The following is a 21,398-nucleotide window of genomic DNA, read 5'->3' on the forward strand; positions in this document are numbered from 1 at the left end:
CATCAATTTTACTTACAGCCGTTTTCAGTTGAATAGCTCTCTGGGAAAATTTACTAGTTCGTAGTTTTTAGTTTTTAGTTCTTAGTTCTTAGTTTTTAAAGTTTAATTATGTGGTCTACCCATGTGAAAAGCGCAGTAAATTCAGTAATAAAAACCATTGGGTGTAAGACTGTGTCTACGTTCAGGCATAGTTAAAGACTATGTTTTAAGAGCGTAATTGCCGAGTTTCCCCGCAATGCTGACCGCCCGCATTGAACAACTAATAACTAATAACTAATAACTAATAACTAGGGCGCAGCCCTTTATTAGTTTTTTAAAGTCGTGGTTTTGATTGTCCTACGCTGACTAGAGAATCTATTAATTTCCATAGTTGTGGATCTTGAAAATCTTTCACTGCCATACTAGCACCAGCAGCGATTAAATCTGCGCGATCGTAACTGGTGGTTACGCCTATAGTATAGATTCCAGCACCTACCGCAGAGTGTATACCTGTAATGGAATCTTCAAAAGCGATCGCTTTTTTAGGATTGGTCACTCCCAAGCGACTTAAACCTAATTTATAGGGGGCGGGGTCTGGTTTACCTGGAGGGGCATCTTTCGCCAAAATTACTGTAGGAAATATATCGGCGAGGTGTAAAGCCTTGAGCAAGTAAATAACGTTATTTTCGGGGGCATTGGTCACAATCCCTCGTTTAATACCCGTATTATCTGTCAGGCGGATAAGTTTATCCAAGCCAAGAGTGGCTTTTAAGGAATTGGCAATACGCCTAAAGCTTTCTTCTTTTTCTGTAGCTAGCTTCCAAGCATCCTCTAAAGTCAATTGAGGAATAATATCTTTAATTATTTTAGAATTAGTTCTACCAGAAATACGCTGTCGATAAAAAGCGCGATCTATATCTAGGTCATATCTAATTAAGATATCTTGCCAAACTGCAAAATGAATTGAGTCTGTATCGGCCAAAGTGCCATCTAAATCGAATAATATTGCTTCTAACATTAACAGCTTGTCACCACCTTAAACGATACTCTTCTTAATTATTATTAATATTTAGCACACAACACCGATCGCCATAGAATGAAAATATCCTTGGGTAGTATAGACCCCAATTCTTAGGGTAGAAATTTCCACCATCTCAATTATGTTTTGTTTGCTACTCTAAAAGAAGAGATAAGAGCAGTTTAACCTAGAGAGAGCAAATAGTCATGAGTTTTTCCGATCGCGATCTTAAAAGCAAACTAGACGAAATGGAAGCGGAAGTTAATCGAGAAACTACTTCTAATTCTCAAGATTTTTCTTCTAAGTCTGTTTTTCCCGAAGTAGAGATTAATCCTTCTCCTAAAGTACAAGGCTGGATTGATTCTAGCAAAGCTTGGTTTGAGGATTTACCTCAAGTGGGAAAAGCTGCGGTGGCTATCGGCGGTATTTGGCTGGGATTTTCAGTGATTGGTGCGGTATTGCACGTTGTTAGCAGTATTATTACCCTGGGATTTGTAGGCTTGCTGCTTTATGTGGGCTTCCGTCTGTTTAGTAATTCACAGAATAAGTAAATTGACCATAGCAGTAGTCGGTATTGGTTTAGATGGTACGGCAAGCTTAAGTCAAAAAGTAGATTGTCTTGTCAGACAAGCAAGTGTTTTGGCAGGAAGCAAGCGTCATTTAAGTTATTTTCCCCAACATCAAGGGCAAAAGATCGATCTCAGTAATTTGAAAGCGGGAATAGATATTCTTAAAACCATAGATTTGGAACGTAATTCTGTAGTGGTTTTGGCTAGTGGCGATCCGCTTTTTTATGGTTTGGGTAGATTATTATTGGCTAATTTGAATCCCCAGCAGCTAGAATTTTACCCCCAGGTTAGTTCTCTACAATTAGCTTTTAGTCGGCTAAAAATGCCCTGGCAAGATGTTAACCTAATTAGCCTTCACGGACGCAGTTGCGATCGCCTGATTGAGTTGTTCAAACAAGGGCAAGAAAAAATTGCTTTATTAACAGATAGTAATAATAATCCTGCTGCGGTCGCTCGTCTTTATTTGAGTTTATCATTATCCGTTAATTATGATTTTTATATTTGTGAAAACTTAGGAAACAATCAAGAAAAAATTAAGATTTATCATGGCGATCGTCTTTCAGAATTAAGTCAATTAGCAGCAGAAGATTTTGCTCCTTTAAATGTTTTGATTTTAGTTCGTCGAGCGCAAAAGAATCAGTTAGATTTAGAGAATTTACCATTAATTGGATTACCCGATAGTAGTTTCTTGAGTTTTCGCGATCGCCCTGGTTTAATTACTAAGAAAGAAGTCCGTTTGGCAATTTTAGGAGAGCTATCTATACAACCAAAACAGGTGATTTGGGATATTGGCGCGGGTACTGGTTCGGTATCTATTGAAATTGCCCGTCTTTCTCCTAATTCCCAAGTGTATGCGATCGAGAATACTAGTATGGGTTCTACTTTAATCGAACAAAATAGCCAAAGATTTGCGACAAACAATGTCATAAGTATTAATGGCAAAGCACCAAAATCATTAGCCAATTTACCCAATCCTCATCGTGTTTTTATTGGCGGTAGTGGTGGCAATTTATCGGAAATACTCAATTTTTGCCAAGAAAAACTATTACCCCAAGGAATCATAGTTCTAGCATTTGCTACCGTCGAACACGGCTATGAAGCGATTAATTGGTTTAAACAGAATTCTTGGCACTATCGTCTCTTACAATTACAAATATCTCGCTCTACTCCTCTCAATCATCTAACTCGTTTTACTCCCCTAAATCCCGTTACGATTATTACAGCAATGAGTAATGAGTGATGAGCGATCGAGCGAACATCTTGCCACAGTTTTTACAGCCGTTTTCAGTTGAATAGCTCTCTGGGAAAATTTACTAGTTCGTAGTTTTTAGTTTTTAGTTCTTAGTTCTTAGTTTTTAAAGTTTAATTATGTGGTCTACCCATGTGAAAAGCGCAGTAATTGGTTAGTCAGAAAAAAAAATCGCGATCGCTAGCATCCCCCATTCTGTATTTTAGAAAAATTCCAACAAGACTAAAGCGATCGCAACTCAAAAGAAATCACTAAGAGGTTATCTGAGAAGTCTCATTTATTACTTTCGATCCCCCTAAATCCCCCTTATTAAGGGGGACTTTAAACACATTCCCCCCTTTTTGAAGGGGGGCTAGGGGGGATCTAGATAGCTTAAAACCACTTTTCAGACATCCTCTAAGCTCGACTTTATCCAAAATCTCAAAATTGCCTTTCTTGCTCTTGCAAGAATCTTGGTTTTAAGTCATAACTTTTTCAAAGGTCACAAATTTTAGTGATATGCAAAAAGTCAAACTACTGTAATACAAGGGTTACAAACTCAAGATTGTCAGTAAATGAAAATGGATAAAGTCGAGCTAAGATTGTTTAATTACTTATTCACAACTTCAGATGTCTCTGTGGCATTAAAGCTTTTTTCTAGCAACATAATTCTTTTCGCTTGGGCGGATAAAGCAGATTTATCCAAAAGATTAGTAATTAGTGCATCTGTAGAAAATAAACCAGCACCATTGACTGAAAAGAACAAAAAACAAGCAGCATAAATTGCTGACAGTTCCAAATATGGAATACTCAAACCTGCAACTAAAATATGGTGGTACATCGCTACGCACATAGTAGCAAATAATCCTAAAGCAGCAGGTCTAGCAAACAAACCGATAATTAACAGGGGTGCGCCAATTAATTCGGTAAAAGCAGCCACATAACTGAAGAAAATTGGAAACGGCAATCCAATATAAGCTACATAAGCTTCCGCGAAACTTTCAATATTAGATAGTTTATCCATACCATTGTGAATCATCACAATGCCGACTACGGCTCTGAGTATTGCCCAGGAAGTTTGCTGCCAAAAATTAGCATTGATATTTGGACGAAAAATTTGAGTAATTAAAGAATTTGCAGACATTAAAATTCCAGAAATATAAAATAATAAAAGTTACGAAATCTAAAATATATGAGAAAAATAAACAACTCCATCAAAAACAATCCGACTCTCGAACAAGAGCCAAATTAACTTATTTACTCAAGCTGTATTTTATTTAAACTTAAAATTATTTAGAAATCGTATACTTAAAATTTAGCGCAATTTGTATAAGAAAAGTTAATTTTTTTAAATAAATCTATCTAAAGTTCCCAAAAATGACTGCAATATTCAAAAACTGTTTGACCGAGTTCCCTAATTCAATTCATTATTTCGGTCGAGAAGCTTCGTCCTTGAGTTTGGCGTAGCGAGCCTGACTCAAAGGAAGGGGGACAAATCTGCGATCCAATTGATCATAATCGAGCATTGAATTTTATTTATATTAATAAATGTCTAATGATAAATGTTTAACGATTGATGATAGATTTCACGGCTGCATTACCTACTTTTTTTGTTACCTTGCGAGAAGGATTTGAAGCTGCTTTGGTGGTGGGTATAGTAATGGCTTGTTTGAAGAAAGCAGAACAAACTGAATTATATCGTTGGGTATATTTGGGAATTTTGGGCGGTATTATTGCCAGCGTTGGAGTAGGTTTTTTGCTGGCGGGGGTTTTGACTGGAGTTGAAGTAGCTGGAGGAGTTTATGCCCCCGCAGTCAAGCAATTACTCGAAGGGATTTTTGGCTTAGTGGCGATCGCCATGCTTAGTTGGATGTTAATCTGGATGACCAATCAGGCAAAGTCTCTTAAAGGAGAAGTTGAAGGTGCGATCGCCACTGCATTAGATAATAGTAATGCGGGCAAAGCAGTCTTTATTTTAATTTTTATCGCCGTGTTGCGAGAAGGTTTTGAAACGGTTTTATTTATTTTGGCTAAGTTTCAACAGGAATGGACTCTCCCCGCCATAGGTGCGATCGCTGGCTTAACCTTGGCTGCCATCATGGGAGTTGGTTTGTTTGCTTTAGGAGTGAGAATTAATATTCGACTCTTTTTTCAGGTCATGGGGATATTTTTACTCTTAATTGTTGGTGGTTTGGTAATGGGTGCTTTAAAGCATTTTGATGCAGCTTTAAGCCTTCTCAATCAATTAACCCTAACTCAATTATGTTTGTTTAGTAATGATTCTTGTATTTTAGGCGGTCAAGTCTGGGATGGCTCGTTAATCTTACCCGACAAGCAATTTCCTGGCATAGTTTTGAAGGCTTTATTCGGTTACCGACAAACTTTGTATTTAGGACAACTTATTGCTTATTTTGGCTTCTTAGGGGCGATCGGTACGGCTTATTTTCAAAGTTTGGGTATCATTACAACTCGTCCAGTCGTTGGCAAAGAATCATAAATTGCTCAGAAGTAACACACCCGCACCCTAAAGCGATACGGGATTTTGCCCTAGTGATGATAACAAATATGAAACTAGTCCGAGAAATTAAATTAATTAAACTGCCAAATGAGTTTCAACGACGCGGACTAATTTATCAGTCCAATAGTTAGTCAATTCCAGATCTTCCGCTTCTACCATGACGCGAATTAGAGGCTCTGTACCCGAAGCGCGGACTAAAATACGTCCCCGATCGCCCATTACAGTTTCGGCTTGAGAAATTGCATTTTGGATTGGTTCGCATTCTTGCCATTTGCTGCGACGTTCGCGATCTTCTACTCTGACGTTTTTGAGAATTTGAGGGTAAGTATGGAAACTATTGTCTACTAATTCTTTTAAAGAACTTTGAGACTGATGAACTAAAGCAGTTAGATGTAAAGCTGTTTGGATACCATCTCCCGATACGCCATGATGGTGACAGAGAATGTGTCCTGACTGTTCTCCTCCCAACATTGCACCAGTATTCCACATGGCAGCTTGTACGTAGCGATCGCCTACTTTAGTCCGCTCCATCTTACCCCCTTGGGCTTGCCAAGCTCTTTCAAAGCCTAAGTTTGCCATCACTGTAGCCACAATTAAATCGTCGGGTAGTTGATTTTCTTGTTTGAGGCGATTGCCCCAAAGATAAAGAATATAATCCCCATCGATAACTCTACCCTGGCTGTCTATTGCCATTACGCGATCGGCATCTCCGTCAAAAGCAAATCCGAGATCGGCATTGTATTCTTGAACGGCTTGCTTGATTAATTCTAGATGAGTCGAACCACAATTTACATTAATGCGATCGCCGTCTGCTAGTTGATTGAGACTGATTACTTCTGCTCCCAACTGCTCGAAAATGGCAGGGGCTACATTTACCGATGCGCCCCAGGCTAAGTCTAAAACAATTCGCATTCCCGAAAAATCTAGAGTTTGGGGCAGGGAATTTTTGAGCATTTGTACGTATTGCTCGGTTAACTCTGGGCGATAGTAGCGTTTGCCCCAAGTGGAGTCGATGCCCGCTTCTAATCGATCGTTTCTGAGGCAGTATTCAATCTTTTGAGCGAGGGAATCTGCTATTTTTGTTCCTTTATCACCAAAAAATTTAATCCCATTGTCTTGAGGTGGATTGTGGCTGGCAGAAATCATAATTCCCCCCATTGCTTCGCTGTGGCTGGCGAGGGATGCCACACAAGGAGTAGGACACAAACCTAAATTCCACACCTCCAGCCCCGCAGAAGTCAATCCTGCTGCGATCGCCGAAGATAACATATCGCTAGAATTGCGAGAATCTTGTCCGATGATAATTGACCCAGAATTATTAGCTGCTTCTGCTAAAACTTTTCCTGCCCAATAGCCCAATCCCAAAGCAAACGGTGCGTTTAGAATATCTCCAACTCTCCCCCGAATACCATCTGTACCAAATAGAGGGGTTTGGGGTAAATTTTTTGGATTAAAAATGGTTGCCAAATTACTCACACTAACTATGCTCCTAATTCTTAAATAAGCGGATTAAAATAGTATTCTTGTTCTATCAAAGTTATATAAAGTTGAAAGAATTGTACTACTAAATCAGGTTTTCGCTGCAATCCTCAATACATCCACTCAATAAGTTAAGCGATAAATCTCAATTTTGGGAAAAAAGAGTATTTTTTACCTAAGATTAACTAGGTATTTTGCTAAACATTAAATTCTTTTAGAAGATTTTCCATAGCGGCTACAGTCAATCCCGATTCAATATATTGAGGACGATCGGGATTGTAAGGAGCAACCAAGCGATCTATGGAAGTTATTTTGGAGTCAGGAGCAATTATTGGTACGTCAGGGTCAAAATCTGTCGCTCGCATCAAAGAACTAGAAAACCCCGCAAAAACTGTCACGCAATCTTCTTCTCCTGATGCAGTTTCTAAATTGACGATTAACACTTCATTTCTGCGCTTGAGGGTATATTGTTCCAAACGCAGACCGATTGATTGAGACATTCTATTTTAAATTTTACTTAGTTCGGGTTTATTGTTCTAGGGCAGATCTTCCTTGTTTGCCCAAGCGAATGAGAACAAAATAAGCCAGATAAATCAGGTAAATAACTAAGCCAACTGCACCCATAAAGCCTAAAACTCCTTCGTTATCAGGGTTATTATGCAAAAGATTGCGATAAGCTTCGGGGGCTTCTAACCATACCTGACAAAAATCACTATTTACTTTAGTGGCAGACCAACCACAGGGAAGAAACACAGATTTGGCGATCGCACCTAAAACGCAATAGCCAGTTATCGCCCAACGCCAAGAAGTAAAAACTAGTTTAAATAAACTATGGGGTATATCTTGGATTTCTTCGTTTAAATCTACCCAAAACCAGAGAGAAATAGCAATCAAGACTCTAGCAGCAAAACCACTAATGAACCCTATCTTCCAGTCAGGAATTAGCAAATAAACTGTAATCATCAATAGGCTAGCTACTCGCCAGTAGATAATTAACAATCTTTGCATAGCTTCTTGTTTGGCAAATAAAGACCAAATCAACAATACGAAAGGAACAATTACCGCTAGTAATACTCCCAAACGGTAATCCATCCACACCAAAGGTCTAAACCAAATGTCCATTATTAATTATTGTTCTATCGAAATTGCGTTTACCATTATTGCTTGTATTTGACAGATTTACCTGAGCTCCTGATTTGATAAATACTCTAGAGAGTTTTTAACACTTCAGCATTTTGAATTAGCCATTTTCCATTTTGCAGGATTAATCGATAGCGTACCAATAAATTGTCATCATAGGATTGGCTGCTATCCAATTGTCCCGACTGGTAATGTTGAGCGGTTTCCCTAATTTCTGCTTCAACAGTAGCTTTTTTAGGGTTATTCGGATCTAGTTGAGCCGAGCGCATTTTTACTTGATGTTGGTATTCTCGATAGAAATTTCCTTGTTGATAGGAGGTAACGCGATCGCGCCAAGTGGTTAATAATGGCTCGGCTAAAGCATCGTTTAACTTAGCAATTTGATATTCCTTACCAAAGGCAGCAGATTTACTTTTGAGCCATCTCTCAATCGCCAGCTTAGATTTTTGAGTTATGGTAAGTTGGGGTTTTGCCACAACGGGTTTAGCGGGAGGAATTTCTACTGTCGGATTGTGTAAAGCGATCGCCAGTTGGGCTTTAGCTGTTTGTTGGCTGGGGTTTAATAAAAATCTGGTAGTGATAAATCCTAAAGTTCCCACTCCCAAAATAAGACTTACAATAAACAACCAGCCTTTCAAGGAAGTATTAGCTTTAGCTTTGTTTCTTCCTCTCGCTTTTTTCTGCTTTTGTCCTTGGGATTTATAATAAACCGATGCAGGAATTGCTCTATTGTTCGATTCTAAAGGCAAAGAGATGGCTGGTTTGGTTGGTTGTGGACTATAGCGAGATTGAGTAGCTCTGAACTTAGGTTTGGTTTTTGACTGGCGATCTTTGTGGCTGATTTTAGTTCGATTGCTAGGACGCTGGGACTCGATAGTTGCAGTGTTAGACCGAGTTTTACCTAAATTAGATTGGGTGTGAATGACTTGATTTGCCGAAACCAGGGTATGAGATGCAGTTTTTTCGCTAAAAATGCTACGCCAGCGAGATAAAATACCTATGCCATCATGAGAATTATTACTCTTGGGTTGCTCGGAAGGACTAGCTGCTACAGAAGTAGACTCCGCCGTCACCAGCACTGTAGAAGGAGTGAGTTGGTTCAAATATTTTTGGACTTCGCGCTCGGCAAAGTATTCTTTAAGAGTTAATTTTACAGAATTGAGATCGACAAATTGAGACAAAACATCGTCATGCAACCATTTTTCACTGTAAAAACACATTCCTGGTAATAAATCTAGGCTGTCGGGAGCGTGTTGTAAGATTTGATTTAGTTTGGTGGTATCTTGAGTTTGATGGACTTTGGCGATCGCTTTTTCTGTATGTCCTAAAAGTAAAGAACAGACTGCTTGTTCCCAAGTTACATCTTGTTTTTCGCTCAAATATTCTAATTTACGTCGTGCTTTTAAAATCAATTCTGGCTGCTTGTGGGCAAACCCCCTAGCAAACAGAGCATATACTGCCAAATAATTAGCAATTGGTGAATCTTCTTGAGTCGGACTGTCAAAGAGTTCCTGTTGTTCGACGGAAGTTAAATAAGTCCTTAATTGCTGAATAAAACACAAAAAGCGATCGAAGCTCAAGCCAGAAAGGTCGTCTCCTTTACCTTCAATGCCCTGACGCTGGGCTAACATTTCTCTTAATAGTTGAAATCCCAAAGCTCTGGGAACAGATCCCGCATCATTGCAAGAGATTAATTCCAAAATGCGATAGGGACGTAATTTGCAAAGATCTAATTTTAGTTCTTCCCTGACTTGAGGAAATAAGTTTTCTTGCTCTAGTAAATCTATCCCCAACTGACTGGAAATAGCAGCCGTTTCATATTCCTGTCTGTGCCATTGTTCTCGACCCAATTCCATATAGGCAAGAGCTAAAGACAAGATGATATTTTCTTGGGTGGCAATGCCAACTTCTTCATCTACCTGTTGTTGAAACTGACTGAATTCTTGACTGTTGTAATATTCAATACCCTGGGTCAAGACTAGTTCGTATTCTCCCAAGTCGTGCAAAATTAATAAAGCACCCACCAATTGAAAAGATGATACTTCAATTGTCGGATTGACCCCAGGAACTTGTTCTACAGCGGACAAGGTAGCAGTGGCTGTCTCTGGGTTTGACCTTTCTTCTTCTGAGATTTCATCCTCTGCTGCTAAATCTTTTTCCTTGTTTTGCAAAACTTCCAGAGGTTCTACTGGCTGCATATTAACCAAAAACTGAGCGTCATAATCCGCCCTTGCTTCTGAGTTGGATAAAACTTGGTATGCCTGTTCGATTAATGCTTGACGAGATTCGATCGCATACTGATTGTATTCCCTGCGGGGTTGTTGGAGCAGACGATCTTGGTAAGCTTGTTCTAATTGTTGAACGACTGCTTGAATGGGTACGCTCAGAATTTGGTAATAGTCGAGGGGGATTCGCATTTGGGGTTAGTTCCTCTGGACGGCTTTAACGTCCTGGTAAGTGACGACAATAAGGGAAAATAGAAAAGGGAAAATAGAAGCTTTAATTACGCTCTCAGACTTAAGCTTAATTTAAGTAGGGAAAGGGATTTGATAAGCCTTTTGGCTGGATTTTCGCTTTTTGCCAGCATTCTAACGTAGTTTTGTTGGATGCAGAATAAATTTAGAATTAGTTAAAGAAAATACAAACAAATGTAAGTTTTGTTAAAAAACTATGAATCAATCCCAACCCAAGATAATTGTTATCGATGACGATCCAACAGGTTCGCAAACCGTACATAGCTGTTTGCTGTTACTACGCTGGGATGTAGAAACCCTCAAAAAAGGCTTACAAGATGAGGTTTCAATTTTATTTATTCTCAGTAATACCAGGGCAATGACTCCTCAAGAAGCAGCAGAAACTACTAAAAAAGTATGCCAAAATCTTAAAATCGCCCTCGCCGAAACGGGGATTCAGGATTTCTTGGTAGTTAGCCGTTCTGATTCTACTTTAAGAGGACACTATCCAGTAGAAACCGACATAATTAGTTCAGAATTGGGCAATTTTGACGCTCATTTCCTGACTCCTGCTTTTTTTGAGGGAGGAAGAGTAACTATTGATAGCACTCATTATTTGTTAATTGATGGAGTTAAAACTCCCGTAGCCGAAACTGAATTTGCCCAGGATTCGGTTTTTAGTTATAGCCATAGCTATTTACCCGACTACGTAGAGGAAAAAACCGCAGGTAAAATTTCTGCTGGGGAAGTGGTGCGGATAACTCTCGATGATATCCGCCATGATCGCCTTGATGAAATTTTACAATCTTTGACAGGCGATCGATGCGTGGCTGTGGATGGAGAAACTCAAGCAGACTTCGATCGCTTTGCCCAAGCCGTGTTGAAAGCTACCAGTGGTGGCAAAAGATTTTTATTCCGTTCTGCTGCTAGTTTATTAACCTCTTTGGCGCAATTGGGAGAGCAACCCACCGCACCAGATAAAATGGGCAGTTATAAGCCTACCGATAAACCTGGAGTAGTTTTAGTTGGTTCTCACGTGAAGAAAACTACCGAGCAATTAAACCGACTGTTAGAAGAAGAAGATGTTGTTGGTATTGAAGTGGATGTAGTTCGCCTGCGAGATTCCCCCGCAACCAGAGATACTATTTTGCAATCGACTTTAGCTGAGGTAGAAAAAGTGTTTACCGATGGTTTAACTCCTGTAGTTTATACCAGTCGTCAAGAGTTGAGCTTTACCGATATTCAACAACGTTTGGAGTTTGGCAAACAAGTCTCGGCTTTATTGATGGATGTAGTTCGAGGATTGCCCGCATCAATTGGCTATCTGATCGGCAAAGGAGGAATCACTTCCAATGATGTCTTGAGTGTGGGTCTAAATCTCACCTCTGCCAGACTCTTGGGACAAATCTTACCTGGCTGTTCGGTCATTCGTACTGAAGCCAATCATCCCCAGTTCCCTAATTTACCCGTAGTATTATTCCCTGGTAATGTGGGCGAACGAGATGGTTTGGCTTCTGCTAACTCTCGTTTAAGATTTTCCTAACATTTCATCTTGAGAAATCTACGTTAGTATGTGAAGCGTGAAAACTACCTAACAAGTAGATACAAGTACGCAGATCTACTCACGATCGGGACAGTTCCATGACTTTCGAGCCTACTATCTCCTTAGAAAAAACTGACGAAGTACCTGATTCGTCATCCCTAGTCAATCCCTATTCCCAAATCGGTATCAAAAACGATGGCGATCGACTTTTACTAATTTTACCCGCTCAAGCGGAAACAAATTCCGAATTACCTTGGTCAGAGACTTGGCAAGAGCTAAAACATCTGTTACAAACCAAGGAGCAATCTTGGCAAGTTGGAACAAAAGTGTGTTTAGTTGCTCAAGATCGGCTGCTTGATGCCAGACAATTACAAACCATTGCCGAAACTCTTGATGATGTGAAATTATCCCTCTCACAAATCAGTACCACCCGAAGACAAACGGCGGTAGTAGCTGCTACTGGCGGTTATTCCGTCGAACAAAATTCTTCGATCGATCCCCTAATTGAGACCCTTACTCCCACTCAAGAAGTTTTGTCCCCCAACTTGGCAGAGCCCCTTTATTTACAAAGTACTGTGCGTTCTGGAGTAGAAATACGCCATCCAGGAACAATCATAATTTGTGGGGATTTGAATCCAGGGGGAAAGGCGATCGCAGCAGGAGACATTCTGATCTGGGGTCGTTTGCGGGGAATTGCCCACGCAGGAGCGCAAGGAAATCATCAATCTCGCATTGCGGCATTACAGATGGAATTTACCCAACTGCGAATTGCCGATAAAGTAGTGCGATCGCCTAAACTCAGACCGAAAAATTTGTTACCAGAATTAGCTTTCATGACTGTAGAAGGCATTAAATTGACAAATCAAGCAGATTTTGCCAAAAATTATGTTTTTTCAGCTTTAAAACGGGCGTGGATCGAACGCAGTCATGAAAGTTCCTATAAAAGAACGCAAATGCGTTTAGGATTGTCTCGCAATCAAGCACAATAACCACAGCTACATAAATCATAAGTAAACAATATGAGTCGTATAATTGTTGTTACTTCTGGCAAAGGAGGAGTGGGTAAAACCACTATCACATCAAATTTAGGAGCAGCATTAGCCAAAGAAAATCGTTCGGTAGCTCTCATCGATGCGGATTTTGGTTTGAGAAACCTAGATTTGTTGTTGGGATTGGAAGAACGGGTTGTCTACACGGCGATCGATGTTTTGGCAGGAGAGTGTCGTTTGGCACAAGCTTTGGTCAAAGACAAACGTCTTAAAGGTTTGGTTTTGCTTCCCGCAGCCCAAAATCGCAATAAAGAGGCAGTCAAACCAGAACAAATGAAAAAGATAGCTACAGCCCTAGCTAAAGGCTACGATTATATTTTGATCGACTGTCCTGCGGGGATTGAGTTGGGTTTTCGCAATGCTATCTCTGCTGCCCAAGAAGCTTTAATCGTCACCACTCCTGAAGTATCGGCGGTACGAGATGCCGATCGCGTAATTGGATTATTGGAAGCAGAAGGAGTCAACAAGATTAATCTAATTGTTAATCGAGTTCGACCTCATATGGTAGAAGAAAATAAAATGATGAGCGTCGAAGATGTTCTGGAGTTATTAGGAGTTCCTTTAATTGGAGTCGTACCCGACGATGAAAAAGTAATCGAAGCTACTAACCGAGGCGAACCTTTAGTGTTAGGAGAATATGAATCTATTCCAGCAATGGCATATTCTAATATTGCCAAACGTTTGGAAGGGGAAAAAATACCATTCCTCGATTTGTTAGCAAATCAAGGTAACATCTTATCCCGTCTGCGTAAAATGTTCGGTGGTTAATTGAAAAAAACACAAATTCAGTCCCATCAAGATTCACTAATTTTTCAAAACACTTTCAACCGTGTTTTTTCCTTTCCATGCAGACAATCATAAATAAGATTTACAGGTTTCTGGAAATGCTTTTTCCCTGGAATAATAATGCTAACAGTAAAGATTGCGCTAAAAGCCGTCTGAAATTAATTATTGCTCACGATCGCGCGAGCATTAATTCAGATATATTAACGGCAATGCGCGAGGAAATTCTCGATGTAGTAGCCCGATATGTGGATGTCGATCGAGAGGAAATGGAATTTTCTCTTTCTAACGATCAACGCACAACTTCTTTAACTGCCAATTTACCCATTCGTCAAATCAAACGTTTGGGAGAACTGCAAAAGCAATTAAAAGAGAATCACGGCATCGAATTGCAAAAAATCGAAACGGTCGAAATGGAAGAAAATGCTGAAAATACTAATTCTACTTCCCGCTCGTAATCGATTTTGATGTTGGTTGATGGTGATTGTTCGCAACACCTTCGATCTAGCACTCTTTTTTGTTAGTGGTTAGTTGGTAGGTCGTCTGATAAACGACCGTACAGTGATTAGTTTTTAGAACGCTCATAAGCTGCATAAACTTCCTGTACGTTATACCAGTTAAGAAATATACGAGCTACTTGTTCGGCTAATTGTGGTTTATTGATATCGATTAACCACTGCATTAAAGGTTTTAAACTGCGTTCGTTTAGTCTTCCGCCAAAAGATAATATTCCCCAAAGAAGACGATGTAATATTGTCATTTGAATCATCATTTTGACAGCAAAAGTAGGGTGTTTTTCATAAAAGACTAGTCCCATTTCTCCCCTTTGTCTTTCTCGTTCGATCGCTTGGGGAATTTGTTCTAAATTGAAAGGAGGATGCCAATGATATCCTTTAGCTTCGGGGCATTTGATGAGTTTTAAATTTAATTTTTTTAATCTTACTCCTAGTTCTAAATCTTCCCAACCATAGAGTTGAAAACCCGTATCGAATAAACCAGCTTCTTTTAACCATTTACGGGCGATTGCTACATTTCCCGTTGCAAAATAGGCAGCAGAAAAATCAGTGATTTTGTAAGGCTCGGCAGTAGGATCTTCAAAGTTATTAGTATTAATTACCGCTCCATAAGTAAACAGGCGATCGCTTTTTAAATCTTCTTCTCCTCGAACTAAAGCATCGGCATGACATTGTAAAAAAGTTTCGGTAACAACTAGATCGCTATCGATAAAAACTATTATTTCTCCTGAAGCTTTGGCTACCCCTAAATTTCTGGCTGCTGCTGCTCCTTGATGGTTTTGCTGGAATACTTTGACATGGGGTAGTCGCTCTCGATTTTCTGCTAGCCAAATTAGGGTTCGATCTGTCGAACCATCATCAACTATTACTATTTCATAATTATCAATTTTCTTGTCTGCAAACTCTTGCTTTTCTAAAGCTAAAATACTTTTTTTGAGAATAGGTAATCGATTATAGGTGGGAATAACAATACTAAAGTACATTTTAAGTTTTTCTAATTTTTTATCAAGATATTTTTATTAGCAATCTGGGAACTATAGATCGTGGATGTTGTAGAAAGTTTATGCTAAATTTCTTCTCTGAATCAAAAGTACAAATAAATAATTTCATTACAAGTAATCGAGCCAAAAAAATACATTCATTTCAGTATGTAGATGTATTTTAAGCGATATTCCCACAAATAAACTTAGCAGACTGAGAAAGTTGTGAAGATTAATTCTACCTCTAAAACCAGCATTCTAATTAAAACTTTTCAATATTTAGGTGGCTACGCTCTATTTCTAATTTTAACGATTTCTGGAGGCGTTTACTATATTGCTAATAGTTTAGAGACAATCAATAGTTCGGCGATAAAATTCGACGATCTCAGTCAAGATATAGAAATACTTAATGGATATTTTATCCGTCAAGCCAAAGATCGTAAAAACTTACTACTACGAGGACATAATCTAGAAGAGCTACATAAATATAGCAGTCGCGTGGCAAAAATGGATCGGCAGATCTACCAACAGTTAGAAAAAGTTTTAGCCAATCCTTTATCTGCTGCTTATAAAAACGATTTAATTTTTTTTAAAATCAAATATCAAAGATTGCTGCAAATGTATGGTCTGAGTCAAGATATTTTTCAAGCTACCCAAGACTATCAAAAAAGCGATCGCTTTATCAGAGGGTATGGGGGAGAAGCAGGTAATGAACTGCTTAATATTACAAAACAGATTCGAGTAGATCGACAAAAGTTATTGGATAAAAATCGTCACCATATCAAAAAATTATTACTGGTTAATACTACTGGACTTTTATTAATTATCTTAATTTATTCGGCTATCTTATTTTTTATTATTACCAATCCGATCCGTCGGATAGTCTATTTTGCTCAATTTTTGGAAGAAAATCGTCAAGCAAAAGAGAAAAAACTATCTATTATTTTAGAGAATAAACTAAATAGTAATAAACCGATAATTACCTATTTAGATAACGGAGAAAAAGATGAAATTAGCTATACAATTGATACTTGTATCAAATTAACTAATCTAATTCTCGACTATAGCAATACTCTCGAACAAAAAGTAAAAGAACGGACTCAGCAGCTAGAAACAGCTAAAGAAATTGCAGAAGCAGCTAATAAAACCAAAGGTAATTTTTTAGCCAGCATGAGTCACGAACTACGCACTCCTCTCAATGCAATTCTTGGTTTTACGCAATTAATGCAGCTAGATACCAGCTTAAAGCGATCGCAAATAGAAAAACTCGCAATCATCAATCATAGTGGAGAACATTTACTAGATTTAATTAATGATATTTTAGATCTTTCCAAAATAGAAGCAGGCAAAATGGAACTAAATTCCAATGACTTTAATCTATTTTGGCTATTAGCAAATGTCGAACAAATGCTGCAATTAAAAGCAACAAAAAAAGACTTAAAACTATCTTTTGAATATGCTAATTCTGTTCCAGAATATATTAATAGTGACGAACGAAAACTACAACAAGTTCTGATCAATTTATTGAATAATGCTTTAAAATTTACTAGAGAAGGTAGTATTACTGTCACAGTCAAATCCAATCCTCAAAATAATTATCATTTAATTTTTTCAGTAGAAGATACTGGTACTGGTATTGCAGAAACAGAATTCAATTCCTTATTTGAAGCTTTCTCTCAAACTAGTGCGGGAAGAAATTCGGGAGAAGGTACGGGTTTGGGTTTACCTATCAGTCGTAAGTTTGTGCAACTAATGTCGGGAGATATTAAAGTACGCAGTCAATTGGGAGTTGGAACGGTTTTTGAATTTGATATTCTAGCTCAACCAGTTTTAGAAAAAAAACTATCAAAACAAAAAACAAGCAAGACAATTATCGGTTTAGCACCCAATCAACCACAATATCGAATTTTAGTAGCTGATGACGATCGAGACAATCGTCAAATAGTATTCCAACTATTAAAATCCATCGGTTTTACAGTCAAAGAAGCTACCAATGGACAAGAAGCTCTAGATCTTTGGCAAAGTTGGCAGCCCCACTTAATTTGTATGGATATGAATATGCCAATGGTCAATGGCTATCAAGCCAGTCAACAAATTAAATCCCAGCCTCAAGGACAAAACACGATTATTCTTGCTTTAACTGCTAGTGTCTTAGAGGAAGAATGCTCTCTAATTTTTAGTTCTGGTTGCGATGATTTTATGCGCAAACCTTTCCGCCTGTCTGAATTCCTAGTCAGATTAGCCAAGCATTTAAAAGTAAAATATCTCTATCGAGAAGAAAATGAGTTGTCCGAGGGTATTTATCCGATAAATAAACCTCTTTCACTTCAAAAACCCTTAAATTATCAAGATTTAGCAATTATTTCCGATGAATGGTTAAAACAAGTACAAGAAGCAGCTTTAATTGCAGACTATATGGTGTTACAAGATTTGATTGCAGAAATAGAACAAGAATATGACTCAATAGCTAGGGAACTAAAAAGTTGGTTGCAAGAATTTCGCATGGATAAAATTGCCGACATAACTAAAGAAGCTTTTATTAGCAAAAAATCCAATTATTTTTAACCTAATATCATTTACCAAAAGTAATTAGAGACTTAGTCTCCCAGTCTCCTCGTCTCCCAGTCTCCTCGTCTCCCAGTCTCCCAGTCTCCCAGTCTCCCAGTCATCCCTCACCTTTATATTTTGTTGACAAACAGTCTCTAAGCGTTAGGGTAAGGTAGGGTAGTTGAAAGATGTATTTCTCTAGTTAGATGCAGACAGTCTTGAATTATTGTTATTAATTGATTAATTAAAAAAATACCGAGGTAAACTCATGTTACTCAATAATTTAAACAACTGGTTAAAACATTCTTTGCGTTTAGCTCTGACAGCTATAGTGTGTGGATTATTGTTTATTTCTACTGTCGATCCCGCTCAAGCAGCAACTAGCAAAAGTACTGAAGGGGAAGTAAGTTTAAACAACATTCAAGAGAAAACAGATGATGTTGCTCGTTCTAATCCTCGCGGAATTAAAGAAGTAACCAAAGAAGCTCAAAAGGGTTTAAATGCCGTACAAGGAGGTGCAGATGAGGAGAAAATGGTTTCTCCAGGAGAAACAGATGCTACTACGGTTAAAGAAAAAGCAAATAACTTTTTTGACAATTTAACTAACTAATTAATCTCTAATCATCAGAATATTACCACACATTTTTGAGATTCAATACTGCTAAATCTAAATAGTTCACAACATAAAATTAGCAAGATTTTCCCGATCGCTTTTCTCCTAGCAAAGAGTTGCGACTGGGAATTTTAATATTAACCACCATAAAATATATTATTATGTATCAAACAACTACATCAAAAAATTGCTTAATAAATGCGATCGTGACAGTGAGTAACTTAACAGAGATATTAACCACAGAAGCCCAAAAAATTTTAGAAAAAACGACAATTTCTACAGGGCAAACTCTGGAATGGATTGCCTCAAATCCTATCCTTAAAGGAGCAGATAATATCATCGGCTTAGACTGGTTAATGACTTTCTTAGGCAAGGTAGATACGGCAAAAGTACAGGCTAATGTTGAAAGTGTGCGATCGCAATATGCTGAAGAAACACCAAATCAGATTGCTCACCGTTTAATTGTGCAGAAAACTTGGAAAGGTGGACGTTTAGGACTATTAACTAATATTATTCCTCCCGTTGCAGCATTACTTCTAGGCATAGAATTAATAGCCACTACCAAATTGCAAACTGAAATGGTTTATGAAATTGCAGCAGCTTATGGCTTAGATTTAGACGAACCTGCTAGAAGAGGAGAAGTATTAGCAATCTTTGGTTTATCTTTGGGTGCAGACGTACTTAAAACAGGCTTAACCGTGGTGGAAATTATTCCTGGTGTTGGTGCTGTTGTGGGTGCTTCTACTAATGCAGCGATACTTTATGTTTTAGGACAAACTGCCTGTCGTTTCTATGAGGGAAAAATCGCTTCCCCAGAAATTGCATCCATGCAGCAAGAAACCGATACAGATTGGCAAGTTGCTTTAAGTCAGTCTAAGATTATGGATCGTATTTTGGCACACATGGTACGGGTAAGTTATCCAGAACAAAATTGGTCAGAAATCTTACCCAGAATTAGAGAAATATCGCCATCTTCCGTTCAAACCATTGCGGTAAATCTAGAACAATCCCAAGACTTTCAAGGATTACTAGAGCAATTAATTCCTGAATTTGCACCTCTAACTTTAAGTAGATGTTATGAGATTGCTATGTCTAACGGAAACATAACTCTCGAAGAACAAGAAGTTTTGAGTCAAATCGCCACTAAATTTAATCTAAATATGTCAACACTAAACGCTGATTGCTGAGACTGCTTTACGTATTAATGAAACTTAAAAGCAAAATTGGGCGTTGCTGAATGAGTAATGATTCATGTTGCATAATGGAAGAATGAAATGTCCTAAATGCAACTCAACTTCACATAGAAAAAATGGTCACCGTCGCGGTAAGCAATGTTATCAATGTCGTGTTTGTGGTCGTCAGTTTGTTGAATCCCCAATTCCCAAAAGTTATCCATTAGAGGTGAAACAACTATGCTTAAAAATGTATCTCAACGGAATGGGATTGAGAGGAATTGAAAGAGTCACAGAAATTCACCATACAACTATTATGAACTGGATCGAAGAATCAGGAATGGAATTACCAGATGCACCTGAAGATGATGAAATACCAGAGATCACGGAAATTGATGAATTACAAACTTTTATTGGTAACCAGAAAAATCAAGTCGGGATTTGGACAGTAGTCAACCATTGGAGATCGGGTATTCTGCTTTGGGTAGTGGGAGATCGCAGCAGTGAAACATTTAAACATCTTTGGTTGATTATTAAATGCTGGCATAGCTTTTGGTACGTGAGCGATGGTTATCCTGTCTATCCTAGTTTTATTGAACCAGAAGACCATCTTGTGAGTAAAACTTATATGACAAGAGCGGTACGCAAGCTTGAGGTGACCTCAAGCTGTGCGCCGTCCGCCTGCCTTCCGCAGGTCGAAGGCGAAAATACTAGGCTCAGACACTATCTGGCTCGTTTACATAGAAAGACTTTGTGTTACTCAAAATCGATTAAGATGCTCAAATATTCAATTCGACTTTTGCTTCACTATCTCAAATTTAAAACTGTTCCCGCGATCGTCTAAATCATTACTTATTCAGCAATGCCGTTTTTTCTATTTGTCAAAACCTTTTCTAATCTGAAACTTACTCCGTAGGGCAATGACAATGTTGCCCTTTAGTAAATCTTGACTGTGAGATTGTAAAGCATCATCAAGTAAAATTTTCCTTTCTTTACGAGGTACATTCTCTAATCTCAAAACTCCGCAATGAGGCTTCTGCTGTTGCCAAATCATCTGCTCGAAATCATTATCAGTGGTTATGATTACTCGTTGTTCTCGTACTGCCCATTTCAGAATATCTTCATCGAGCATCTTGGGATCGACATCACTAACATAAGCTACATCATAACCTTTGACTGCCAGACGATTTCCCAGAGAGCGACTAGCATTTACATCAATTAGAAATTTCACAACTTAATTTTATGAAGAAACTGTGGCGGTAATCTCTTCCTTATCTACCAATTGATAGGCATAAAATAGAGCAGCTTGGATATCATTTGGTTCCAATTCGGGATAATCTTCCAAGATTTCCTCAATTGATTCCCCTTTAGCCAGCAATTCTAAGATCGTGGCTACTGAAATTCTTAAACCACGAATTATAGGCTTACCCTTAAGCACTTGCGGGTTAAAAGTGATGCGTTTTAGTAGATCTTGATTATTCATCTGATAATTTTCTATGATTATAACTCTATTATCAAACTTTTGCTGCGACTATTAGATTATCTAACAATAGCGATCGTATATTCAAAATTAGGTAGTGGGATCGCCTTAATTCATCCAATTGTATTTATTTTAAAGAGATCGCCTTTGGCGATAAATTTCACTCTAAAAGAGACTGTATTCACCTTGAAACAAACTGTAATCTTGGGACAAGATATCTTTTATTTTATAAAAGATATCTTGTCCCAAGATTACAGTTTGTTTCAAGGTGAATACAGTCTCTTTTAGAGTGAAATTTATCGCCAAAGGCGATCTCTTTAAAATAAATACAA

At 38.3% G+C, this 21,398-nt stretch carries 20 protein-coding genes; 11 read left to right on the top strand and 9 right to left on the bottom strand.

Translation table 11 applies throughout. The features are described 5' to 3' along the window. Positions 1–313: 313 nt before the first annotated feature. Positions 314–997 carry an HAD family hydrolase gene (locus AC33VI_RS13030; protein WP_491782698.1) on the bottom strand — a complete coding sequence of 228 codons (684 nt, stop codon included), beginning with the start codon at positions 995–997 and terminating at the stop codon, positions 314–316. Between the two features lie 206 nt (positions 998–1,203). On the opposite strand from AC33VI_RS13030, the gene AC33VI_RS13035 reads away from it, so the two are divergent. Continuing rightward, positions 1,204–1,548 carry a hypothetical protein gene (locus tag AC33VI_RS13035; protein WP_491782699.1) on the top strand — a complete coding sequence of 115 codons (345 nt, stop codon included), beginning with the start codon at positions 1,204–1,206 and terminating at the stop codon, positions 1,546–1,548. 1 nt (position 1,549) lies between these two features. Further along, positions 1,550–2,806 carry a precorrin-6y C5,15-methyltransferase (decarboxylating) subunit CbiE gene (cbiE, locus tag AC33VI_RS13040; RefSeq protein WP_491782700.1) on the top strand — a complete coding sequence of 419 codons (1,257 nt, stop codon included), beginning with the start codon at positions 1,550–1,552 and terminating at the stop codon, positions 2,804–2,806. A 598-nt stretch (positions 2,807–3,404) separates the two neighbouring features. Here cbiE and AC33VI_RS13045 read toward each other — a convergent pair. Next, the gene (locus AC33VI_RS13045; RefSeq protein WP_491782701.1) at positions 3,405–3,938 is read right to left on the bottom strand and encodes a DoxX family protein; all 534 of its coding nucleotides are present in this window, start codon (positions 3,936–3,938) and stop codon (positions 3,405–3,407) included. A 435-nt stretch (positions 3,939–4,373) separates the two neighbouring features. On the opposite strand from AC33VI_RS13045, the gene AC33VI_RS13050 reads away from it, so the two are divergent. After that, entirely contained in the window at positions 4,374–5,291 is a 918-nt protein-coding gene (locus tag AC33VI_RS13050) for an FTR1 family iron permease (RefSeq protein WP_491782714.1), read from the top strand. Between the two features lie 96 nt (positions 5,292–5,387). Here the strand turns inward: AC33VI_RS13050 and glmM are convergent, their stop codons facing one another. The 4 genes from glmM to AC33VI_RS13070 all read right to left on the bottom strand — a co-directional run bounded on the left by glmM (position 5,388) and on the right by AC33VI_RS13070 (position 10,348). Continuing rightward, a complete protein-coding gene (glmM, locus tag AC33VI_RS13055) occupies positions 5,388–6,806 on the bottom strand; it encodes a phosphoglucosamine mutase (protein ID WP_491782715.1) in 1,419 nt (472 codons plus the stop codon). A 182-nt stretch (positions 6,807–6,988) separates the two neighbouring features. Beyond that, positions 6,989–7,291, bottom strand: a complete 303-nt coding sequence (locus AC33VI_RS13060) for a DUF7734 family protein (RefSeq protein WP_491782702.1) — start codon at positions 7,289–7,291, stop codon at positions 6,989–6,991. 28 nt (positions 7,292–7,319) lie between these two features. Continuing rightward, the gene (locus AC33VI_RS13065; protein WP_491782716.1) at positions 7,320–7,916 is read right to left on the bottom strand and encodes a DUF3177 family protein; all 597 of its coding nucleotides are present in this window, start codon (positions 7,914–7,916) and stop codon (positions 7,320–7,322) included. Positions 7,917–7,999: 83 nt separating this feature from the next. Next, positions 8,000–10,348 carry an IMS domain-containing protein gene (locus AC33VI_RS13070; protein WP_491782703.1) on the bottom strand — a complete coding sequence of 783 codons (2,349 nt, stop codon included), beginning with the start codon at positions 10,346–10,348 and terminating at the stop codon, positions 8,000–8,002. A gap of 253 nt (positions 10,349–10,601) precedes the next feature. Between AC33VI_RS13070 and AC33VI_RS13075 the strand changes: the two genes are divergently transcribed. The 4 genes from AC33VI_RS13075 (at position 10,602) to minE (ending at position 14,217) form a co-directional block, all read left to right on the top strand. Further along, positions 10,602–11,927: a four-carbon acid sugar kinase family protein gene (locus AC33VI_RS13075; protein ID WP_491782704.1), complete on the top strand. Its 1,326-nt coding sequence runs from the start codon at positions 10,602–10,604 to the stop codon at positions 11,925–11,927. A gap of 98 nt (positions 11,928–12,025) precedes the next feature. Further along, the gene (gene minC, locus AC33VI_RS13080; RefSeq protein ID WP_491782705.1) at positions 12,026–12,916 is read left to right on the top strand and encodes a septum site-determining protein MinC; all 891 of its coding nucleotides are present in this window, start codon (positions 12,026–12,028) and stop codon (positions 12,914–12,916) included. A gap of 30 nt (positions 12,917–12,946) precedes the next feature. Then, entirely contained in the window at positions 12,947–13,744 is a 798-nt protein-coding gene (minD, locus tag AC33VI_RS13085; RefSeq protein WP_491782706.1) for a septum site-determining protein MinD, read from the top strand. Between the two features lie 116 nt (positions 13,745–13,860). Further along, positions 13,861–14,217, top strand: coding sequence for a cell division topological specificity factor MinE (gene minE / locus AC33VI_RS13090; RefSeq protein WP_491782707.1), 357 nt, complete (start codon positions 13,861–13,863; stop codon positions 14,215–14,217). A 107-nt stretch (positions 14,218–14,324) separates the two neighbouring features. On the opposite strand, the gene AC33VI_RS13095 is transcribed toward minE, so the two are convergent. Next, positions 14,325–15,257, bottom strand: a complete 933-nt coding sequence (locus tag AC33VI_RS13095) for a glycosyltransferase family 2 protein (protein ID WP_491782708.1) — start codon at positions 15,255–15,257, stop codon at positions 14,325–14,327. 222 nt (positions 15,258–15,479) lie between these two features. Here AC33VI_RS13095 and AC33VI_RS13100 point away from each other — a divergent pair, with 222 nt between their 5' ends. The 4 genes from AC33VI_RS13100 to AC33VI_RS13115 all read left to right on the top strand — a co-directional run bounded on the left by AC33VI_RS13100 (position 15,480) and on the right by AC33VI_RS13115 (position 20,430). Further along, the gene (locus AC33VI_RS13100; protein WP_491782709.1) at positions 15,480–17,819 is read left to right on the top strand and encodes an ATP-binding protein; all 2,340 of its coding nucleotides are present in this window, start codon (positions 15,480–15,482) and stop codon (positions 17,817–17,819) included. 250 nt (positions 17,820–18,069) lie between these two features. Beyond that, on the top strand, positions 18,070–18,411 hold the full coding sequence (locus AC33VI_RS13105) for a hypothetical protein (RefSeq protein ID WP_491782710.1): 342 nt from the start codon (positions 18,070–18,072) through the stop codon (positions 18,409–18,411). Between the two features lie 164 nt (positions 18,412–18,575). Further along, positions 18,576–19,601 (top strand): hypothetical protein, encoded by a 1,026-nt coding sequence (locus tag AC33VI_RS13110; protein ID WP_491782711.1) that lies wholly within the window; start codon positions 18,576–18,578, stop codon positions 19,599–19,601. 82 nt (positions 19,602–19,683) lie between these two features. Then, complete coding sequence (locus tag AC33VI_RS13115) at positions 19,684–20,430, top strand: IS1 family transposase (RefSeq protein ID WP_491782717.1); 747 nt, start codon at positions 19,684–19,686, stop codon at positions 20,428–20,430. Positions 20,431–20,460: 30 nt separating this feature from the next. Here AC33VI_RS13115 and AC33VI_RS13120 read toward each other — a convergent pair whose 3' ends face one another. Further along, positions 20,461–20,817 carry a DUF5615 family PIN-like protein gene (locus tag AC33VI_RS13120; protein ID WP_491782712.1) on the bottom strand — a complete coding sequence of 119 codons (357 nt, stop codon included), beginning with the start codon at positions 20,815–20,817 and terminating at the stop codon, positions 20,461–20,463. Between the two features lie 9 nt (positions 20,818–20,826). Continuing rightward, entirely contained in the window at positions 20,827–21,069 is a 243-nt protein-coding gene (locus AC33VI_RS13125) for a DUF433 domain-containing protein (protein WP_491782713.1), read from the bottom strand. Positions 21,070–21,398 lie beyond the last annotated feature (329 nt).

This window comes from Waterburya sp. (assembly GCF_058530065.1).

What these genes read in the sequence shown, in the direction of transcription:
- minE (WP_491782707.1), top strand. Translation starts at nt 13,861, where the DNA reads ATGCTTTTTCCCTGGAATAATAATGCTAACAGTAAAGATTGCGCTAAA.
- AC33VI_RS13110 (WP_491782711.1), top strand. Translation starts at nt 18,576, where the DNA reads ATGTATCAAACAACTACATCAAAAAATTGCTTAATAAATGCGATCGTG.
- AC33VI_RS13035 (WP_491782699.1), top strand. Translation starts at nt 1,204, where the DNA reads ATGAGTTTTTCCGATCGCGATCTTAAAAGCAAACTAGACGAAATGGAA.
- minC (WP_491782705.1), top strand. Translation starts at nt 12,026, where the DNA reads ATGACTTTCGAGCCTACTATCTCCTTAGAAAAAACTGACGAAGTACCT.
- AC33VI_RS13045 (WP_491782701.1), bottom strand. Translation starts at nt 3,938, where the DNA reads ATGTCTGCAAATTCTTTAATTACTCAAATTTTTCGTCCAAATATCAAT.
- minD (WP_491782706.1), top strand. Translation starts at nt 12,947, where the DNA reads ATGAGTCGTATAATTGTTGTTACTTCTGGCAAAGGAGGAGTGGGTAAA.
- AC33VI_RS13060 (WP_491782702.1), bottom strand. Translation starts at nt 7,291, where the DNA reads ATGTCTCAATCAATCGGTCTGCGTTTGGAACAATATACCCTCAAGCGC.
- AC33VI_RS13105 (WP_491782710.1), top strand. Translation starts at nt 18,070, where the DNA reads ATGTTACTCAATAATTTAAACAACTGGTTAAAACATTCTTTGCGTTTA.
- AC33VI_RS13125 (WP_491782713.1), bottom strand. Translation starts at nt 21,069, where the DNA reads ATGAATAATCAAGATCTACTAAAACGCATCACTTTTAACCCGCAAGTG.
- AC33VI_RS13070 (WP_491782703.1), bottom strand. Translation starts at nt 10,348, where the DNA reads ATGCGAATCCCCCTCGACTATTACCAAATTCTGAGCGTACCCATTCAA.
- AC33VI_RS13030 (WP_491782698.1), bottom strand. Translation starts at nt 997, where the DNA reads ATGTTAGAAGCAATATTATTCGATTTAGATGGCACTTTGGCCGATACA.
- AC33VI_RS13115 (WP_491782717.1), top strand. Translation starts at nt 19,684, where the DNA reads ATGAAATGTCCTAAATGCAACTCAACTTCACATAGAAAAAATGGTCAC.
- AC33VI_RS13095 (WP_491782708.1), bottom strand. Translation starts at nt 15,257, where the DNA reads ATGTACTTTAGTATTGTTATTCCCACCTATAATCGATTACCTATTCTC.
- AC33VI_RS13075 (WP_491782704.1), top strand. Translation starts at nt 10,602, where the DNA reads ATGAATCAATCCCAACCCAAGATAATTGTTATCGATGACGATCCAACA.